Annotated in this window: 12 protein-coding genes and 1 pseudogene; 1 reads left to right on the top strand and 12 read right to left on the bottom strand. The window is 68.7% G+C overall.

What is annotated here, in order from left to right:
• The 12 genes and pseudogenes from AB4Y92_RS22675 to AB4Y92_RS22620 all read right to left on the bottom strand — a co-directional run.
• Positions 1 to 73 (bottom strand): annotated as a pseudogene (locus AB4Y92_RS22675) (IS1595 family transposase); the annotation flags it as partial.
• A gap of 83 nt (positions 74 to 156) precedes the next feature.
• Positions 157 to 1,872, bottom strand: a complete 1,716-nt coding sequence (locus tag AB4Y92_RS22670; protein ID WP_441821711.1) for a BatD family protein — start codon at positions 1,870 to 1,872, stop codon at positions 157 to 159.
• Between the two features lie 5 nt (positions 1,873 to 1,877).
• On the bottom strand, positions 1,878 to 3,620 hold the full coding sequence (locus tag AB4Y92_RS22665; RefSeq protein WP_441821710.1) for a VWA domain-containing protein: 1,743 nt from the start codon (positions 3,618 to 3,620) through the stop codon (positions 1,878 to 1,880).
• The gene (locus AB4Y92_RS22660; protein WP_441821709.1) at positions 3,617 to 4,636 is read right to left on the bottom strand and encodes a vWA domain-containing protein; all 1,020 of its coding nucleotides are present in this window, start codon (positions 4,634 to 4,636) and stop codon (positions 3,617 to 3,619) included. Before AB4Y92_RS22660 ends, AB4Y92_RS22665 begins: the two co-directional genes overlap by 4 nt.
• Complete coding sequence (locus AB4Y92_RS22655) at positions 4,636 to 5,088, bottom strand: DUF4381 domain-containing protein (protein WP_441821708.1); 453 nt, start codon at positions 5,086 to 5,088, stop codon at positions 4,636 to 4,638. Before AB4Y92_RS22655 ends, AB4Y92_RS22660 begins: the two co-directional genes overlap by 1 nt.
• The gene (locus tag AB4Y92_RS22650) at positions 5,088 to 5,984 is read right to left on the bottom strand and encodes a DUF58 domain-containing protein (RefSeq protein ID WP_441821707.1); all 897 of its coding nucleotides are present in this window, start codon (positions 5,982 to 5,984) and stop codon (positions 5,088 to 5,090) included. The genes AB4Y92_RS22655 and AB4Y92_RS22650 overlap by 1 nt, the downstream gene beginning before the upstream one ends.
• Before the next feature lie 129 nt (positions 5,985 to 6,113).
• Positions 6,114 to 7,136, bottom strand: a complete 1,023-nt coding sequence (locus AB4Y92_RS22645) for an AAA family ATPase (protein ID WP_057941766.1) — start codon at positions 7,134 to 7,136, stop codon at positions 6,114 to 6,116.
• Between the two features lie 337 nt (positions 7,137 to 7,473).
• Positions 7,474 to 9,600, bottom strand: coding sequence for a type IV pilus secretin PilQ (locus AB4Y92_RS22640; protein WP_441821706.1), 2,127 nt, complete (start codon positions 9,598 to 9,600; stop codon positions 7,474 to 7,476).
• Positions 9,601 to 9,612: 12 nt separating this feature from the next.
• Entirely contained in the window at positions 9,613 to 10,164 is a 552-nt protein-coding gene (locus AB4Y92_RS22635; protein ID WP_057941765.1) for a pilus assembly protein PilP, read from the bottom strand.
• A gap of 1 nt (position 10,165) precedes the next feature.
• Positions 10,166 to 10,876: a type 4a pilus biogenesis protein PilO gene (locus tag AB4Y92_RS22630; protein ID WP_441821705.1), complete on the bottom strand. Its 711-nt coding sequence runs from the start codon at positions 10,874 to 10,876 to the stop codon at positions 10,166 to 10,168.
• Complete coding sequence (locus AB4Y92_RS22625) at positions 10,873 to 11,712, bottom strand: PilN domain-containing protein (RefSeq protein WP_441821704.1); 840 nt, start codon at positions 11,710 to 11,712, stop codon at positions 10,873 to 10,875. Before AB4Y92_RS22625 ends, AB4Y92_RS22630 begins: the two co-directional genes overlap by 4 nt.
• A complete protein-coding gene (locus AB4Y92_RS22620) occupies positions 11,712 to 12,770 on the bottom strand; it encodes a type IV pilus assembly protein PilM (protein WP_215056939.1) in 1,059 nt (352 codons plus the stop codon). The genes AB4Y92_RS22625 and AB4Y92_RS22620 overlap by 1 nt, the downstream gene beginning before the upstream one ends.
• A gap of 578 nt (positions 12,771 to 13,348) precedes the next feature.
• Here AB4Y92_RS22620 and AB4Y92_RS22615 point away from each other — a divergent pair.
• The gene (locus AB4Y92_RS22615; RefSeq protein WP_441821703.1) at positions 13,349 to 15,922 is read left to right on the top strand and encodes a penicillin-binding protein 1A; all 2,574 of its coding nucleotides are present in this window, start codon (positions 13,349 to 13,351) and stop codon (positions 15,920 to 15,922) included.
• Positions 15,923 to 16,038: the final 116 nt, after the last annotated feature.

Here is a 16,038-nt window from a genome sequence, read left to right as displayed (position 1 = left end):
AACAGCGCACGAGCGCCCGAAATCGGGCCTCGCTGATTTTCGAACGGCGGTAATACCTGTTTTTCTTTTGCATTTCAGGAAGATAGCTGCGTTATGGGGCAGCTTTGCTTCCTAAGACCCTTGAAAAAGGGGGGTAGGGGGGATTTGCTCTTGCTTCTACTTACGCACCGGATAAAGCGGCGCCAGCGGCGAAGCCGCCTCGCCCTGCGTCTGCCGCCACTGCGGCGCCTTGGCGAAGGCGGCGCGCAGCGCGGTGCGCGCGGCCACGCCGTCGCCGCCGCCCCAGCGCGCGCGGCGCAGCGCCTGTACGGCCTCGCGCTGGCCCGGATCGGCCAGCCGTTCGATCAGTTCGTCGTCGTCGCGGGCCGGCGGGCGCGCTAGCCCGCGCAGCACGCTGGCGATGTGGTCGAAGTCGCCCACATCGATCAACTGACGCAAGGCCGGCAGATTCAAGGTCAGCGCGGCGGCCTCGGTTCCGGCCGCCTGCTGCGCCGCCGGCTTGGCCGCGGCGAACGCGCGCGGTTGCGCGCGCAGGTGCAGCGCCCACAGCAGCGTCGCCAGCCACAGCAGCGCGAACAGCACCGCCGCGACCGCCCAACCGGTGCCGCCCGAGGTCGTCGCGCCGCTCGCAGCGACCGCGCCGCTGGTGGCGTTGCTATCGCCGCCCGCGGCGTCCGCGGCCTGGCCGGTGGCGCGGGCCGTGCCGGTGGCGCCGGTCGCCGCGCCCGAGGCCGGCGTGACCGTCCAGCTCAGCGCCGGCAAGCTCGCGCTGCGCGCGCTGCCGGCGGCCACGTCCCACCAATCCAGGCGCAGACCGTCCAGATGCACCGGCCCTTCGCGCGCCGGCACCAGCGAGAATTTGCGCGTCAGCTTCACCCGCGGACGGCCGCCGGTGAAGCCTTCATCGGCCTGCACCGGTTCGGCGAATACCTGCACGCCGTCGATCGGCGGCAACTGCAATTCCGGCAACTGCGCCAGGCTCGCACCATCGACGGTGGCCTCGACCACCACGCTGGCGGCGTTGCCCATGCGCAGTTGCTGCGGCGTGGTGCGATAACGCAGATCCAGACTGCGCAGCGGCAGCCACGGCTGCGGCGCATTGGCCGGCACCGGCCGCACGTTGAGCACGCGCGACTTGCTGCGCGCGTGCTGCGGGTCGCCGCCGCCGCCGACCAGCTGATCGATCAGGCTCGGCGCGCTGCGGCCGTCGAACGCCGCCGGCGGCACGCTCATCCGGCCGCTGCGCTCGGGCACCAGCAGATAGCGGCGCTCGACCACGGTGTAGGTGTTGCCGCCGATGTTGCGTTCGTACTGGGCGTCGTCGCCGATCTTCATCAGCGAGGCGCCGTCGGGCACCGGCTGGTCGAGCTTGCCGCCGACGATGGGCACCGACGAATACAGCCGCACCAGCCAACCCACCGCCTGCTGCACGTAAGGATTTTCATCGTCGGGCACGACTTCGACGAACACCTGCGCGCTGGAGGCGATCGCCGGCTGCGTGTCCGCAGGTTCGGGCTCGACATACAGATTCAGCGGCTTGGTGTAGACGCCGCCCACGCGCAGCGCCGCCACGGTGAGCCGCCCGCTGCGCTTGGGCCGCAGGGTCAGCACATAACGGCTGCGCGCCACCATGCCGCCGACGCCCGGTTCGATGCGGGTGTTGGACTTGCTGTCGAGGGGTTCGAAGTCTTCGTACAGCGGCGAATAGTCCGGGCCGCCGCCGACGTTGCCGTCGGATTCCACGTTGAGCGTGACGGTCTCGCCGGCGCGGACGCTGTCGCGATCGAGCCAGGCGCGCGTCTGCGCGAACACGCCGCCGCTGAAGCCGGCCAGCAGCAGGCACAGCGCGAATTTGAGCAGGTAACGCGGCATCGGCCTCAATCTCCTTCCAACGCCGACATCTGGCGCCGGGCGTATTCGATCTTGAATTTTTCCCGCAGCAGGCTGCCCGGGTCGTCGGGCACGCGCTTGAGCCAGGCGTCGTTGGCCTGCCGGCGCTCGCGCTGCGCCGGCGTGCGCGCCGGTTCGCGTTCGCCCTTGGGCCCCTTGTCGCCTTCTTTGGCCTGACGTTCGAGCTCGCGCTGCATGCGCTCGCGCTGCTCGGCGTCGGCCTTGCGTTGGGCTTCCTTGTCGTCTGCCGGCGCCTTGCCTTGGTTTTGCGCCGGATCTTTTTCGTTCTGGCCCTGCGGCTGCTGTTGCGGCTTGCCCTGGTCGGGCTTGGGCGCCTTGCCGTCGTCGGAGGGTTTTTGCTCCTGCGGTTTGTCGCCGGAGGGATTGGGCTGCTTGGCGTCGTCGCCGCCCTTCGGCGGTTTGCGCTTCATCGCCGCTTCGACCGCGCGCTTGTTGGCGATCGCATCGGCCATGCCGGGCTGTTGCTTGAGCGCGCGATCGTAGGCCTGGATCGCTTCGGGATACTGCCCTTGCCGCGCCAGCGCGTTGCCGAGGTTGTACTGCGCGTCGGCGCCCTCGCTGCGCTTGTACAGATCGGCGGCTTGTTCGAACTGGCCCTGCTGATAGGCCTGATTGCCTTGCGCGATGCGTTGGTGCGCGGCCTGATCGGCGCGGGTCCACAGCGATTGCGCGTGACCGGGCGCCATCGGCAGCCACAGGCACAGCAGCGCGACCGCGGCGACGCCGCTGCGGCGGCGGAACGCCAACAGCGCCAGCAGCATCAACAGCGGCAGCAGCCAATAGCCGTCGTCTTCGCGGGCCAGACGTTTCTCGCCCTGGGCCGCGCCGACGTCGGCGCGCTCGGGCGCGAGTACGCCGAGCTCGCGCAGATCGCTGTCGTCGCGGGCGATGGTGGCGTAGCGGCCCTCGCCTTCGGCGGCCAGCGCGCGCAGCGAGTCCAGATCCAGGCGCGCCATCACGATGCGTCCGTCCGGGCGCTGGAACGGCGCGCCGCTGTTGCTGCCCAAGCCCAGCACCGAAACCCGATAGCCGTCGCCGGCCGCGGCATTGGCGGCGCTGCGCTCGCGTTTGTCGGCGCGATCGGTGATCAACAAAATCTGCCCGCGCGCGAAACCGCCCTGCTTCAACAACTGCGCCGACCATTTGATCGCGCGGTCGGCGCGCTGGCCGTCGCCGGGCATGATGTCGGGCGCGAGCGAATCCAGGAACACGCTCAGATTGCGCGGATCGTCGGTCAGCGGCGCGACCGTGTAGGCATCGTCGGCATACACCACCAGGGCCATCTGGCCGCCGTTGCGGCGCGCCAGCAGCGAGGACAGCTTGGCCTTGGCCTGCGCCAATCGGGTCGGCGGCAGATCGGCGGCGAGCATGCGGCTGGACAGATCCAGCGCGATCACCAGCGGCGTCTGCCCTTGCCACAGCGGCTGCGCGCTCTGCGACCAGCTGGGCCCGGCCATCGCGATCACCGCGAACAGATAGGCCAGCGCCGCCGCCACCGCGGCGACATTCGAACGTCGCCCGCCGCTGGCTTCGAGCAAGTGCGGCAGCAGATGCGCATCGACCCGTTCGCGCCAAACGTTGCGCGAGCGGCTGCGGCGCAGCCACAACCAGCCCAGCAACGGCAGCGCGAGCAAGGCCCACAGCCAATACGGACGCAGCCAGATCAGCGGCGCCAGATGGCCGGACAAATCGTTCCAGGCCGAATTCATGCCGTCCTCCGCCGCGGCCACAGGAACGCCAGCAAGGCGAACACGAACGCACCGCCGAGCGGCCACGCGTAGCGCTCCAGCCGCGGACGTACCGCCTTGCCCGGACGCTGCACCGGTTCCAGGCGATTGATCTCGGCGTAGATGCCGACCAGCTCGGCGGTGTCCTGGGCGCGGAAGAAACGCCCGCCGGTGACTTGCGCGATGCGGCGCAGGGCCGCTTCATCGACTTCCGCGCCGCCGCCGGCGGTGGGGATCTTGATTCCGAACAACGACATCGACCCGTCGCCGCCGAAGGCGATGGTGTGGATGCGCACGCCTTCGTCGCGGGCGATTTCCGAAGCGCGGATCGGGTCGGCGGTGCCGGGCGTGTTGACGCCGTCGGTGAGCAGGATCAGCACGCGCTCGTCGCTGGGTTGATCGCGCAGGCGCCGCACCGCCAGGCCGATCGCTTCGCCGATCGCGGTTTCCTGGCCGGCCAGGCCGACCAGGCTGTCTTCGAGTTGATCGCGCACCGTGGCCAGGTCCAGGGTCAGCGGCGCGAGCACGTAGGCGTGATTGCCGAACACCACCAGACCGATGCGGTCGCCGACGCGGCGGTCGAGGAAATCCGCGAGCACGGCCTTGGCCGCGGTCAGCCGGTCCACCGCGCGGCGGCCCAGGCTCATGTCGAGTTCGCTCATGCTGCCGGACAGATCCAGCGCGAGCATCATGCCGCGGCCGACCTGGGGCGGGCGGATCGCTTCGCCCAACTGCTGCGGCCGCGCCGCGGCCACGCACAGCAGCGCCCACGCGATCCAGGCCAGCGCACCGGCGCCGGCGGCGCCGCGCAGGCTGCGTCCGCCGGCCGCGGCGACCGTGTCCAGGCGCGCGCCGAACGGGACTTTCAACGCCGCCGAGCCGTCGCGCGCGGCCGGCAGCAGCCAGCGCACCAACAGCGGCAACGGCAGCGCCGCCAGCAGCCACGGCCAGGCGAACACCTCGCGCCATTCGGAAAGCATCACACCCAAGGTGGCCATCAGCGCACGCCCATCCATTGCAGGAACCGGCGCCGCGCGATCTCGCGCAACGCCGCGGCCTGGGCGGCATCGACCTGACGCCGGTAACCGCCGTCGAGCAGCAGGCGACCGCTGCCGGCGGCGAAATCCTGGCGCTTGCTGCCGCGATCGAGAAACTCCAGCCATTGCTGGCCCTGCAGGCGGTCGGCGTCGCGATCGCGACGGCGCGCGGCGCGGCGCAGCAGTTCCGATATCGCCGCGACCTCGGCCGCGGGCGTGGCCGCTTGGGCGAGGGTGTGATCGAAGACGTGCTCGATCTCGCGGCGGCGGCGGGTGCGGCGGCGATGCCACAGGTAGGCGGCCAGCGACACGATCGCGATCGCCGCGATCAGCGCCCACCAGCCCGGCGCCAGCGGCCACCACGAGGGCGCGCCCGGCAGGTGTACATCGCGCAGAACCAGCGGCGCGGCCATTACGCCACCAACGGCCGCGCGCGGCCCAGCAGCGGCAGCCAGGATTCGCTGGCCGCATCGCTCGACAAGGCCTGCACGCGCACGCCGCGCACCGGCAGTTTTTCCAGCGCGACCTCGACCGGCGCGACGAAGCTGTCGTGCCAGCGCTGGCGCTGCGCGTCCACGCCCAGGTCGAGTTCGATCCGCTGGCCGTCGCGACTGAACGGCAACGCGCCGCGCGGGGGTTGGGTTTCGATCGGATCGGTCAGCAGCAGCACGACCACTTCGTGATGCTGCGCCAGCACCGCCCAGCGGCGCTGCGGCAGGGCCGCGACGCTGCCCGGGTCGGCCAGCACGATCAGGCGCGAACCGGGCCGCAGCAAACGCGCGGCGTGATCCAGGGCGACACCCAGGCCGGCGTCTTCGGCCGGCGCCTGCGCGTACCAGCGCACCATCGCATCGAGCACGCGCAAGGCGCCGCGCGGGCCCGAGCCCGGGTTCACCGGCGGTTCGCGCAGGCTGCCGCGCAACGCGGCGATGCGGTCGCCGTCGCGCGCCGCGGCCCAGGCCGCGATCGCGCCGGCGCGCGCGGCCTGCACCGACTTGAAGCGCACGCGGGTGCCGAAATACAGCGACGGCGCGGTGTCGGCGACGATCAGCGTCAGCCGTTCGCGTTCGGCCTGGAACAATTTCGTGTGGGCGCGGCCGGTGCGCGCGGTCAGGCGCCAGTCGATGTGGCGCGCGTCGTCGCCGTGCGAGTACTCGCGCGACTCGGCGTATTCCATGCCACGGCCGCGCAGCGGCGACAGCGCCTGTCCGCTGACGCCGTGGCGGCCATGGCGCGCGCTGCGGCGGCCGCTGACGGCGGCGCGCAGGGCGACCAACTCGGCCAAGCTCGGAACGACTCCATCACTCATCAACCGATTCCACGTCCGCTCACGCCGCTGTCCGCAGTGTTCATTCCCGATCCCTGGTCCGGCAGCTCATCGATCCATCCGGCGCCGCGCAGGCCGCCGTCTCCAATCCCGAATCCCAAATCCCTGCCCTCAAGGCAACGGCACCTTCTTGAGCAGTTCGCCGAGCAGGCGATCGCCGTCCCAGCCTTCGGCGGTGGCTTCGTAGCTGGGCAGAATGCGATGACGCAGCACTTCCGGCGCGATCGCGCGCACGTCGTCGGGGGTGACGAAGTCGCGTCCGGCCAACCAGGCGTGGGCGCGCGCGCAACGCTCCAGCGCGATCGAGCCGCGCGGGCTCGCGCCCCAGGCGATGCGGCGCGCGAGCGCGGGGTCGTAGCGGCCGGCGTCGCGCGAGGCGAGTACGATCTCGACCAGATAACGTTCCACCGCCGGCGCCACGTGCAAGTCCAGCACCGCCGCGCGCGCGGCGAACACGTCGGCCAGCGGCATCCGCGTGACCGGTTCGGTCACCGCCTTGAGCGTCTGCCGCGCGCGTTCGCGCGCCAGCCGCAGGATTTCGGTTTCCGCCGCGGCTTCGGGATAGCCGATGCGCACGTGCATGAGGAAGCGATCGAGCTGCGCCTCGGGCAGCGGGAAGGTGCCTTCCTGTTCGATCGGGTTCTGGGTCGCCATCACCAGGAACAGCGGCGGCAGCGCGTAGGTAGCGCGGCCGACGGTGACCTGGCGCTCGCCCATCGCTTCCAGCAACGCCGACTGCACCTTGGCCGGCGCGCGGTTGATTTCGTCGGCGAGCAGGATCGGGTGGAAGATCGGCCCGGGCTGGAATTCGAAGCGGCCTTCCTGCGGACGCCACACCTCGGTGCCGGTCAGATCGGCCGGCAGCAGGTCGGGGGTGAACTGCACGCGGGCGAATTCGGCCTCAAGGCGCGCGGCGAGCGCGCGCACGGCGCTGGTCTTGGCCAGGCCCGGCGCGCCTTCCACCAGCAGATGGCCGTCGGCCAGCAAGGCGATGAGCAGCCGTTCGATCAACTCGGCCTGGCCGACGATCTCCAGCGAAAGGGCATCGCGCAGATGCTTGAACGCATCGTGCAGGCGGGCGATGTCGACGTCGGCGACGACGGTTTGCTGAGCGATCTGCGGTGCGCTGTCCATCCGGTATCCAGTTGCGAGCGGGGGCGGGGCGGGAAAGGTTCGGGTCGATTTTGACCGAAGTCGGCCGCCGAGGTTCAACCCGGGGACACGGACCGTGGCCGGCGGGCGGGCGGGAGGCTCGAGATCGGGCGCGTTGTGCCGGTTTCATTCGGCGCCAAGCGGCGGTCAGGCGGGAGTGCCGAAGGTCGTGGCCGGCGCTCGAACCCACGCGGCGGCGGATTCGCCGGATCGCGGCCGGCGCCGGCCGCGCGCGCCTGAACGGCCGAATGCGGCAATCGCCGAGCGCCACAAACGCAAAGAGGGCCCGCAGGCCCTCTTTGCCGAAACGACGCTGCAATCAGCGCTGCGACACCTTCATCACCTTCGGCGTCACGAAGATCAGCAGCTCGGCCTTTTCCTTGCTGCGGCTCTTCTTCTTGAACAGATTGCCGAGGAACGGGATGTCGGCCAGGAACGGCACCTTGGACAGATCGGTGCGGTCCTTGAACTCGTACACGCCGCCGATCACGACCGTCTGGCCGTCTTCGACCAACACCGCGGTGTTGATGTTGCGCTTGGCGATCTGCGGGACCTGACCGATCGAGGTGTCGATGAAGCCTTCGACCTCGTCCTTCTTGACGTTCATGTTCAGGAACACGCGGCCGTCGTTGGTGATGGTCGGGTTGACCTTCATCTCCATCAGCACGTCCTTGAACTGCACGTTCGGGATCGGAATGCTGTTGCCGCCCTGCTGCGGCGAGATGGTCACGTAGCCGACTTCCTTACCCTGGCTGATCACCGCTTCGCGCTGGTTGCTAGTGACCACGCGCGGGTTGGAAACCACTTCGCCGCGACCTTCGGTCTGCATCGCGCTGAACTCCATGTCCAGGTTCACGAACTTGCCGAGGATGGTGAACGCGAGCGCGCCGCCGGAAGTGGCTGCCTGGAGGTTGGTGTTGAGGCTGGCTGGGAACAGGAAGGCCGGGTTGGTGATGGTCTGCAGCAGCGAGCGGGCCTGATCGCGCAAGCTGGTGGCTTTGGCGTTATCGATGCCGTCGAACAATTTCGCGTCATCCGTCAGCTTATTGGCCTGTTGCGTAATCAGACCGTTCTTGGCGGCGGTGTTGCGGTAGTTGTTGATGCTCTCCAATGTACCGCTGGTGATCACATCGCCCTTCTGACCGGACACGCCGAAACGCGCGCCCAGATCGCGGGCGAAGCTTTCGTTGGCGATGACGATGCGGGCCTCGATCAGGACCTGATCGACCGGACGGTCGATGACCCGGATCAACTCCTTCATCTGCGCGACTTTCTTCGGGATGTCGCTGATCATCAGGGTGTTGGTGCGCTCATCGGCGACCAGGCGGCCACGCGGCGAGAGGAAGCCGTTTTCGTTGTTGCTACCTTCGCCACTGCTACCGCCGGCACTGCTACCGATGCCCTTGGCCTCGGTCAGCGCCTTATAAATCTGCGCGGCATTGTGGTAATTGACCTGCACGTACTCGGTGGTCAGATCGACACGGTTGTCGAGAGCGATGCGCGCATCTTCGCGATCCTGCTCGTACTTGGCGACTTCGGCCTGCGGCGCGACCCACACCACGTTGCCGCTGCGGCGTTTGTCGAGACCCTTGGCCTGCAGGACGATGTCCAGGGCCTGATCCCACGGCACGTTGACCAGGCGCAGGGTCACGTTGCCCTGCACGGTGTCGGCGGCGACGATGTTGAGGTTGGACTCTTCCGCGACCAGCTGCAGCACCGTGCGCACCGGCACGTCCTGGAAGTTGAAGGTCACCGGACGGCCGCCGTAGGTGCGGGCGACCGGGGCCGGAGCGCTGATGCTGCCGGAGGTCGGTGCCGCGCCGGACGCCGGCTTGGCGCCGCCGGCGGTGGCCGCCGCGCCTACCGCGCGATTGCCGCTCTGCGCCGTGCGCGGAACCACTTCGACGATGTAGTCGCGACCGGTCTGGTACGCCATCGTGTCGTAGGCGCCGCTGGTGTTGAGCACCAACTGCGCGCCGGTGCCGCTGGTGCGCGCGTCGATGCGCTGCACCGGCGTGGCGAAGTCGGCGACGTTGAGCGGACGCTGCAACGAAGCCGGCAGCTGCGCGTTGCCGACGTTGATCATCACCTGCGCGCCCTGGCTGCGCATGTCGGGCAATGCGCCTTCACCGCTGAAGCGCACGATCAGCTTGCCGGAGCCGCCGTCGCCGCGCTTGAAGTCGATGTTGGCGACCGAAATCGTGCCCGGCAATTGCTTGGACGGGTCGTTGCTCGGCGTCGGTGCCACGGCCGGCGCGGCCGCGATCGCGGCCGGCGGCTGGACGGCGGGTGCCGCCGGAGCCGTCTGCGGCGCCGCTTGCGCGGCGCTGATGCCGGCCAGCAGACCGACCACCAGTCCGGCCATGCGGGGCCCGGCCATGCGGGTGCCGGAGGCCATGGGGCGTCGGTCCGACGGCATGTTGTTGGCGTTGAATACGATCATCATGCTATCCCCTAATCATTGATCTTCCAGCGCCACGGAAGCCGGACGTTCCAGCCAACCGCCTGCGCCATCCGGCACCAGTTCAACCAAGTCGATGCGTTCCTCAGTCACGGCGGTCACACGACCGTCGTTCTGCCCCATGTACGCACCGGGTCGAACACGATAAGTCACTTTGTCGGGCGCCATGACCAGCGCCACGATACCGCTGCCGCGTCCGAGGGTGCCGACCATGTCGAGACCATCGAGCGGGAACTGTTCCAGCGGCTGCTTGCGTCGCGCCTTCTCCGGACGCGGACCCGATCCGGTGTCCTCGTCGGTGAAGGCGGTGCTGAACGGATCGCGCAGATCCTGCGCGGCGTACTCGAAGGTTTCGAACTGTTGCATGACCGGCAGCGGATCCAGCGGCGGCGCCGGCTTGGCCTTGATCTCGGCGACCCACTTCTCGAGATTGGGCGCCTCGCCGGGCGTGCTGGTGATGCTGCGGAAGCAACCGGTGCTGAGCAATGCCAGGCCGACCGCGCAGGCGGCGGCGAGCGAAGAGCGGTTAAGCACGAAGGAAGCGCGCATGTCAGGTGCCCTCCTTCTTGTCGCCAGCCGGCGCCGGAGCGCCGTTCGCGCCTGCAGCGCCGTCGGCCGGCTTGTTCTGCGCAGCCATCTCGTCTTCATCCAGATAGCGGTAGGTCTTGACCGTGCCGGCCAGCTCCAGGGGGCTGTTCGGGGTGATCCCGCCCAGCGCGTCCTTGTTGTTGCTGCCCTTGGGCTTCAGCGAGATGTCGTGCATGGTCATGATGACCACGCGCGGCAGCGAAGCCACGCCGCTGACGAAGGCGCCGAACTGGTGGTAGGTGCCCACCATGCGCAGCGCGATCGGCTTCTCGGCGTAGAACTCCTTCGGGACTTCCGCGCCGGGCTGGAACAGCTCGTTGGAGATGCCGGTGGCCAGCGCGGTCTGGGAGATGTCCACGATCAGGTCGGGCATCTCGGTCTTGCTGGGCAGCTGGCGCAGCATCTGCTGCAGCTGCTGTTCCATCTGGGTCAGCTGCTGCTTGAGCGGCTCCAGGTTGGCGGCCCGGCCCTGCTTGGTCTCGAAGGTGGTGCGCAGTTCGGTTTCCTTGCGCTCCAGGCCTTCCAGCTCGGTGCGCTTGTCGCTGACGAACAGCCACCAGGCCAGGCCGATGATCACGATGCCGACGACGGCGCAGAAGATGATCTGCGCCTGACGCGGCCAACCGCCGATGTTGTTGAAGTCCAAGTTCTTCATCGAAGCCTTTCTGCTCACGACGCGGCTCCTGTCTTGGTCGGGGCGGCCGGCGCGGGCTTGGCCGGGGTGGCGGCGGGCTTGGCGGCCTCGGGCGCGGGCTTGGCCGGGGCAGCGGCGGGCTGTGCGGTACCAGGCTTAGCCGTCGGCGCAGCCGCGGGAGCGGCGGCACCGGCAGGCGCGGCGGCCGGAGCGGAACCGGCCGGAGCTGTACCGCCCGCGGGCGCGGTGCCGGCTGCGGCGGCGGCCGCATCGGTCGGAGCCGCGACCGGCGCGTCCGGAATGCCGTCGCCGTCCTCGTCCTTGGGCGCGTTCGGGTTGGCCAGCTTCACCGTCAGCTTGAACTCGTACGGCAGACCCTTACCACCACCATCTTTCGCCTCGATGATGGTCAGGTCCGGCTTGCTCATCCAGCCGGAGACCTCGAGGTTGCGCATATAGGTACTGACGCGGGCGTTGGACTGAGCGCGACCTTCCAGGGTCAGCGTCTCGGCGTCCTGCTTGATCGCGGTCAGCACCGCGCCGTCGGGAATGGTGCGCACCAGCGAATCGAACAGGTGCACCATCTGCGAGCGGTTGGACTGCAGCTTCTCGATCACTTCCTTGCGCGCGAGCAGCTTGGCCTTCTTCTTGTCGAGCTCTTCGATCTCGGTGAGCTTCTTATCGACTTCCGCGATCTGCCCTTCCAGGAAGGTGTTGCGGTTCTGCTGGCCGCTGATTTCGCTGCTGTAGTAGAAAACGATCAGCACCGACAGCGCCGCGGCGGCCAGGGCCGACAAGGCGAGGATGGCGCCGAATTCCTTCTGTCGTGCTTTGCGGCGCTCGGCGCGCCACGGGAGCAGGTTGATGCGTGCCATCAGTCGAAGCTCCTCAGGGCCAGGCCGCAGGCAATCATCAGTGCGGGTGCGTCCTGCGCCAGCGCATGGGCCTGGACGCGCGGGCCCAGAGTCATGTGCGCGAGCGGATTGGCCACGGTGGTCGGTACGCCGAGCTGTTCTTCGACCATCTCGGCGATGCGCGGAATCGAGGCGCCGCCGCCGGCCAGGACGATCTGATCGACGCGGTTGAACTCGCTGCCGGCATAGAAGAACTGCAGCAGACGGCTGACCTGCTGGACCATCGCTTCCTTGAACGGCTCGAGCACCTCGGCCTGATAGCTCTCCGGCAACCCGCCCTGGCGCTTGGCCAGACCGGCTTCCTCGTAGCTCAGCCCGTAGCGGCGCATGACCTCGTCGGTCAGCTGCTTGCCGCCGAACACCTGTTCGCGGTGATACAGGCTGCGACCGTTGCGCAAGACGTTGAGCGTGGTCATGGTCGCGCCGGAGTCCACCAGCGCCACCAGTCCGTCGCGCGGACTGCTGAGCGTGTCTGCGAGCAGGGCGAAGGCGTTCTCGATCGCGAAGGCTTCCACGTCCATGACCCTGGGGGTCAGGCCGCCGAGCTCCAGCGCCGAGGCACGGACTTCGACATTCTCCGAACGCGAGGCCGCGAGCAGCACCTGGACCATGTCCGGGCTGCCCGGCATCGGGCCGAGGATTTCGAAGTCGTGGTTCACCTCGTCGATCGGATACGGCACGTAGTTGGCCGCCTCCAGCTCGATCTGCGACTCCAATTCGTCTTCGTCGAGATCGCTCGGCATGCCGATGACGCGGGTGATCACCGAAGAACCGGCGACCGCGGCGGCGGCGTGCTTCACGCGGGTCCCCGATCGAGCGACAGCGCGTTTGATCGCCTCGCCCACCGCTTCGACCTCGACAATGTTCTTTTCCACCACCGCATTGGGCGGCAGCGGTTCGACCGCATAATGCTCAACGCGGTAGCGATTGCCCACTCGTGAGAGTTGCAGCAACTTTACCGCGGTCGAGCTGATATCCACACCGACCAAGGCCGGCTGGCTTTTTGTGATGAGTCCCACAGTTATCTCCCCATGCCACAAGCGCTTACGCGCACTTCGTGTGGCCCCGGATTAGATAACGGACTTTTCACAGGCTGGCAACCACTTCTTTTGGGTTTGCCAACCCAGTCGTGCTTTTTTGACCCTTGGCGTCACGTGACCACCACCGTCAGTCCACAGGTCAAGTGCCAGATGCAACGAATCCGCCATGAGCCAGCGACATGCGATCGCAATCACGAGACGGGGCGTGCTCGCCAGGGCCCGGATGTCGCTCCAGGCCGCTGTTCACCGATCCTGCAATCGCCGCGCCGCCGCGATCCGTGCCGGCCGCTACAGTTCGCGCGGCCGCCTTAACGCGGCAATGCGCGGCCGCTCACAGGTCCGGCAACACCGTCGGCAAACCGGTGAGCCTGGGTGAGCCCCGCCCGGCGAGGCGCCGCCGCCTCGCGGCCAGGGCCGCGGCCCGACCCGCGCCCGGCCGCGACCGCCCCGGCCCGGCACAGCCCCCCGTTCCACACCGATACAAATCGGGATCGGGGTCGCGATCCGCGCTCCTCTATACTTGCCCGTCACGACCACCGACTCCGGAACCCGATTCGATGTCCCGTATTCGCCGTTGGCTGCGCTGGGCGCTCTACGCGTTCATCGGCGTGGCCCTGCTGGGCGCCATCGCGCTCGGCACCTTGTATTACCTGATCGTCCCCAAACTGCCCGACGTCGAAACCCTGCGCACGGTGGAACTGCAGGAACCGATGTACGTCTACGCCCGCGACGGCCGCCTGATGGCGCTGTTCGGCGAGACCCGGCGCTATCCGATCGCAATCGAAGACGTGCCCGAACGCCAGAAACAGGCGTTCATCGCGATCGAAGACTCGCGCTTCTACCAGCACCACGGCATCGACTACAAAGGCATCGGCCGCGCGATCTGGCTGCTGGCGACCACCGACGACAAGCGCGTGCCGGGCGGCTCGACCATCACCCAGCAGGTCGCGCGCCAGTTCTTCCTGAGCTCGGAATACAGCTACAAGCGCAAGCTCGGCGAAATGCTGCTGGCCATGCGCATGGAGCGCGAGCTGAGCAAGGACGAGATCTTCGAGCTGTACTTGAACAAGAGCTTCTTCGGCAACCGCGCCTACGGCGTGGGCGCGGCGGCGGAGTTCTACTACGGCAAGAAGATGAGCGAGCTGTCGCTCGACGAGATGGCCTCGCTCGCCGGCATTCCGAAGTTTCCCTCCAGCGGCAACCCGCTGAGCAATCCCGAGCGCGCCAAGCTGCGCCGCGACTACATCCTCGACCGCATGGCCGAGCAGCGCTTCATCACCGCCGCCGAAGCCGCCCAGGCCAAGGCCGTGCCGATGCACGCCACGCCGCACGAGCGCCCGGTCGAGGTTTACGCGCCGTACGTGGCCGAAATGGTGCGTCAGGAAATGGTCGCCCGCTACGGCGCCGAAGCGCTGACCAAGGGCTACCACGTCACCACCACCATCGACCCGACCCTGCAGATCGCCGCCGACAAGGCCATCCGCGACGGCCTGGCGGTGTACGACCGCCGCCACGGCTGGCACGGCGTGGAACAGCACTTCGACCTCGCCCCGAGCGAGGACGCCACGGCCACGCGCGTGCGCCTGCGCGGCATTCCGGCGCAGGCCAACCTGCTGCCGGCGGTGGTGTTGTCGACCAGCGGCTCGCAAGCCACCGTGGTCCTCGGCGACGGCACCGAGCTGACCCTGGACGACAAGCAGGGCTATGCCGGACGCAGCCCCGGCAGCCTGCTCAAGCGCGGCGACGTGGCCCGCATCGCGCGCCTGGAAACTCCGGCCAAGGCGGTCGCCGAAGCCAAGCCCGGCGACCCCGCCCCGGCCGCGCCGAGCGAGCCGCCGATTGTCAGCTATCGCCTGGATCAGCTGCCGCAGGCGCAGGCCGCGCTGGTGTCGCTGGAACCCAGCAACGGCGCCCTGCGCGCGCTGTCGGGCGGCTACAGCTTCGCCGGCGCCAAGTTCAACCGCGCCACCCAGGCGCGGCGCCAGCCCGGTTCGAGCTTCAAGCCGTTCGTCTACGCGGCCGCGTTCGAACGCGGCTACAACCCGGCCTCGATCGTGCTCGACGCGCCGGTGGTGTTCAAGGATCGCCGCGGCCATCTGTGGCGCCCGCAGAACGACAGCGGCAACTTCGCCGGCCCGATGCGGGTGCGCGAGGCGATGGTGCAGTCGCGCAACCTGGTCTCGGTGCGCCTGCTCGACGCGATCGGCGTGGACTTCGCGCGCAAGTACATCAGCCACTTCGGTTTCGAAGTCGAGCAACTGCCGCCGAACCTGTCGATGTCGCTGGGCACCGCCTCGCTGACGCCGCTGTCGGTCGCGCGCGGCTACGCCACCTTCGCCAACGGCGGCTTCCGCATCACCCCGTGGTTCATCGACGAGGTCAAGGACCGGGCCGGCGCGGTGGTGTTCAAGGAAAAGCCCGCCACCGCCTGCTCCGAATGCGTCGGCCGCGGCGCCACCGCCTCGGCGGCGTTGCCGGCCAACAACGTCGTCGACGGCTTCGACCTGGGCCCCTCGCCCGGCACCGACAGCGCCGACGCGAAGAAGCCCGATCCCAAGGACAAGAGCGCAAAGGACAAGGATAAGAAGCCGGCGGAACCGGCGAAGAAGCCGCTTACCCCGGCCGAAATCGCCGCCATGAACGTGGCCCCGCGCGCGATCGACGACCGCATCGCCTACCAGATCATTTCGATGCTGCGCGACGTGGTCAAACGCGGCACCGGCACCGCGGCCAAGGTGCTCGGCCGCGAAGACGTCGGCGGCAAGACCGGTTCGACCAACGACCACCGCGACGCCTGGTTCTCCGGCGTCGGCGGCCCCTACGTCACCACGGTCTGGGTCGGCCGCGACAACTACAAGTCGCTGGGCTACCGCGAATACGGAGGCAAGGCCGCGCTGCCGATCTGGATCGACTACATGCGCGTGGCGCTCAAGGATCAGCCGATCCAGCCCAACGAGCCGCCGCAGGGCATGGTCAAGGTCTCGGTGGCCGGCAACGGCGCGCTGATTCCCGACGGCGCCGGCGGCGTGATGGAGTGGGTCAAGGCGGAGGATCTGGAGCGCATGCAGACCTACACCGACTACGGCCACGAAGACGCCGCGCCCTCGGAAGAGTCCTTCGACATCTTCTGATCGCGACCGTCCGCACCCCGACGAAGGCCGCATGCCCCGCGCATGCGGCCTTTTTCTTTGCCCGCGCGCCGGCGCCGGCGCTCGTGCTTGCCCTATCTGGCGCCTGAATCCCCTGC

Origin of the sequence: Lysobacter sp. TAB13, from assembly GCF_052113885.1 — a bacterium.
GTDB classification, from domain to species: Bacteria; Pseudomonadota; Gammaproteobacteria; order Xanthomonadales; family Xanthomonadaceae; genus Lysobacter; species Lysobacter gummosus.
This window is presented reverse-complemented; position numbering and strand designations above follow the sequence as displayed.